This is a genomic window from Nostoc cf. edaphicum LEGE 07299 (genome assembly GCF_015207245.1).
Classification (GTDB): domain Bacteria; phylum Cyanobacteriota; class Cyanobacteriia; order Cyanobacteriales; family Nostocaceae; genus Nostoc; species Nostoc edaphicum_B.
The window spans coordinates 1-3,056 of the sequence record NZ_JADEXF010000813.1; the positions used below are offsets into that span (position 1 = coordinate 1).

General features: G+C 39.1%; 4 protein-coding genes. 1 reads left to right on the top strand and 3 read right to left on the bottom strand.

What is annotated here, in order from left to right; genetic code table 11:
* Positions 1-76: 76 nt before the first annotated feature.
* The 3 genes from IQ229_RS21035 to IQ229_RS21045 form a co-directional block, all read right to left on the bottom strand.
* Entirely contained in the window at positions 77-301 is a 225-nt protein-coding gene (locus IQ229_RS21035; RefSeq protein ID WP_194047058.1) for a hypothetical protein, read from the bottom strand.
* An 8-nt stretch (positions 302-309) separates the two neighbouring features.
* Positions 310-576: a hypothetical protein gene (locus IQ229_RS21040; protein WP_194047059.1), complete on the bottom strand. Its 267-nt coding sequence runs from the start codon at positions 574-576 to the stop codon at positions 310-312.
* Positions 577-649: 73 nt separating this feature from the next.
* Positions 650-1,624, bottom strand: a complete 975-nt coding sequence (locus tag IQ229_RS21045; RefSeq protein ID WP_194047063.1) for a hypothetical protein — start codon at positions 1,622-1,624, stop codon at positions 650-652.
* A gap of 467 nt (positions 1,625-2,091) precedes the next feature.
* On the opposite strand from IQ229_RS21045, the gene IQ229_RS21050 reads away from it, so the two are divergent.
* Complete coding sequence (locus tag IQ229_RS21050; protein WP_194047061.1) at positions 2,092-2,895, top strand: Rpn family recombination-promoting nuclease/putative transposase; 804 nt, start codon at positions 2,092-2,094, stop codon at positions 2,893-2,895.
* Positions 2,896-3,056: the final 161 nt, after the last annotated feature.

Sequence of the window (3,056 nt, forward strand, 5' to 3'; positions counted from 1 at the left end):
TTCCCACTCAGCACTCATTACTCAGAACTCAGCACTCTTTAGGGACATTGGTTATTAATAAATGACCAATGACAAATTACTTCATTTTGAAATCTTTGAGTAAAAATGGCATAATCAAGCCTGTTACTAAGCTAGATATTGTTATTGGTAAGTAAAAGGGAATGTCGATTTGTGCAAATAATACTAGCAGTAACGAACCTACAGCAGTAGCAATAGCAGTTCGTTGAACAAAATACATTGGATTGCGCAGTAATTTCCCTTTGAAAAATAACTTTGCAGAAAACCACCCAATTTCTAACATATTTACTCCTAATATCTTGTTAGTAAATTTAAGATTATAAATCCTAATAGAATAGCAGGAATTACACCAGCAGGAGCAAATAATGCCCCAAGCATTCCTGAAAAATGATAGCCGATATCTTTTCCAGCTAACAGCATTCCACCAATAGCACCACCGATCATAGACAAGGCTGTTGCTATGATTATCCACACTAATCCTGTTACTATATTTAAGTCACCATCTACTAAACTTTTGAGAAAATCTCTCACAGAAGGATTTGTTAAAATATCTCTCATGCTGTTTTGTTCTCCTTATGAATGAAGGGAGTGAGGAGTGGGGGATAAGGGAGAAGAAGCAATGCCCAATGCCCTATTCCCTATTCCCTATTTCTGCTTCAATATCTTGTAGAGCTTGGGCTACTATCTCTGCTTGTCCTATTTGTTGGTTTTGGGTAAATACTTCAAAAGCTTGTTGATAGTAAATACGTGCTTGTGAGAGATTTTTAGGATTGCCAGCTTCTGGTTTTTCTGAGTCGTCGGGTAAGTTGAATAAGGCGTTAGCTTTGTTTGAAATTGTGTTAGCGTACTCTAGAGGTGTATCTTTGAAATTACGCACTTTCAGCGCCTCATCATAAGCAGCGATCGCTCTTAAATTATTTTCCACAGGATGGGAACTCACTAAATATTGCAAAGCGTTACCCAAGTTGTTTTGCAACATCGCATATTCTCTAGGATGGTCAATCAAATTAATATGCTTTAGCGCTACCTCAAATGATTGCACAGCTAACCCTTGACGCAAGTATTCCCGTTCTGATGCTAAGGGCATAGAAAGGTAAGCGATCGCAATATTGTTATACAAAATCGCGTATTCTTGAGGATAATCTTCCCAAGTAAACACCCGCAAAGCCTCATGATAAGCCTGGATGCTGTCAGTTATCCGTGCCAAATTAAACGGTACTAGTGACTGCAACACCAGCCCAAAATTCATCTGCGTCTCTGCTACTTCCTCTGGTGAAGCTAATTCCTGTAAAATTGGCAGTGCTTCTTCATAACCTGCTTTCGCTTGCATCAGCAGTTGGTACTCAGCATCCGGTATTGCTTGTAACGTCCCTGCCATCCCCACTTTTGCCCTCGCTTTTAGCAGGGAATACTCCTCACCACACATTTCATAGGCCCGGTAATATAACCCAACTGCATTTCGCAAGTCTTGGGCAGCTTTGGGCTTTTTTTGAAAACCCTGTGCGATCTCAATCAGCATTTGGATTTTTTCCTCTGCTGAGGCTGACTCCGATGCAACAGCTGCTACCGCAGCCTTCACCGCCGAATCTGTAATACTGGGGGTCATAACTCTGCCGTACTCTAGCCAATTGGGAATTGAGTCTGTTAACACCCATGAATTATCGAAACACGCGATCGCATTTCATCACGGGCCATACTGATTTACGCAGGCTTCGAGTCCTTTAGGCGGAATTCCCCTTTTTTATCCGAGACTAGGGCTAATGATTAAGGACTAGGGAAATCGATCCCATGTCCAATATCCAATACCCCATGCCGAATCAATTTTTTTACTATAAAACACCCTATTTCTAAAATTCTAGGGGGTAATTGCTAATATTAATGTCAGCTTTAAACACCTAATATTTTGAAAATACTTTTTGTATCATCACTCGACACAATCCAAATATTATTTATTGGATTGTTGACATACATATATGCACTATCTTACCAGTTAATTTTTATATACTCAAAAGATTTGTCACGGGATCGTCGAAGTGTAAAATATATTCATCAACGACTGTAAAACAAGCTACCTTGAAAACAGACAGTATCTTCTATCGGATCTTTCAGAGTATTCCTACTACTTTCTTTGAACTGATTAACCAACCGCCCCAACTAGCTAATGTTTACCAATTTTCTTCAGTAGAAGTCAAACAACTGGCGTTTAGAATCGATGGTGTCTTTCTCCCAAAGACGCCAGACTTACCGATTTATTTTGCTGAAGTGCAATTTCAATCAGACAAAAAATTCTACTCACGCTTATTTACTGAAATCTTTAACTATCTCGATAAAACTGAATTAACCAACAATTGGCGTGGTGTTGTCATCTACCCTAGCCGCAGCGTTGATACTGGAGACACCGAAAGATATACAGAACTACTCAACTCACAACGAGTGACTCGCGTCTATCTTGACGAATTAAGCTCAATTGAAACATCATCAATCGGTATAGAGACAGTTAAACTCATCATTGAACCTGAATCAACCGCGACAGCAAGAGCTATAGAGATAGTCAACAGTGCCCGACAGCAAATTCCAGATGTCGCTACTATTAGGGAAATTATACAATTGATAGAGACGATATTAATCTATAAGTTGCCACGATTGAGCCAGGAGGAGATAGGAAAAATGTTTGGATTAAATGACTTGAGGCAAACTAGATTTTATCAAGATGTTTTTGAAGAGGGTAAACAAGAAGGTAAACAAGAAGGTAAACAAGAAGGTAAGTTAGAAACGATACCCCAGTTACTAAGGTTGGGTTTAAGTATTGAGCAGATAGCTCAAGCGTTAGGTTTGGACGAACAACTTGTTAGGCAAGCTGCACAACCAAAATCTTAAAACAAGATGAGATCGAAAAAATGTTTGGATCAAATGAGTTAAAGCAAACTAGATTTTACCAAGATGTTTTTGCAGAAGGCAAACAAGAAGGTATACAAGAATCTAAGTTAGAAGCAATACCCCACTTATTAGGGTTGGGGTTGAGTATTGAGCAAATAGCT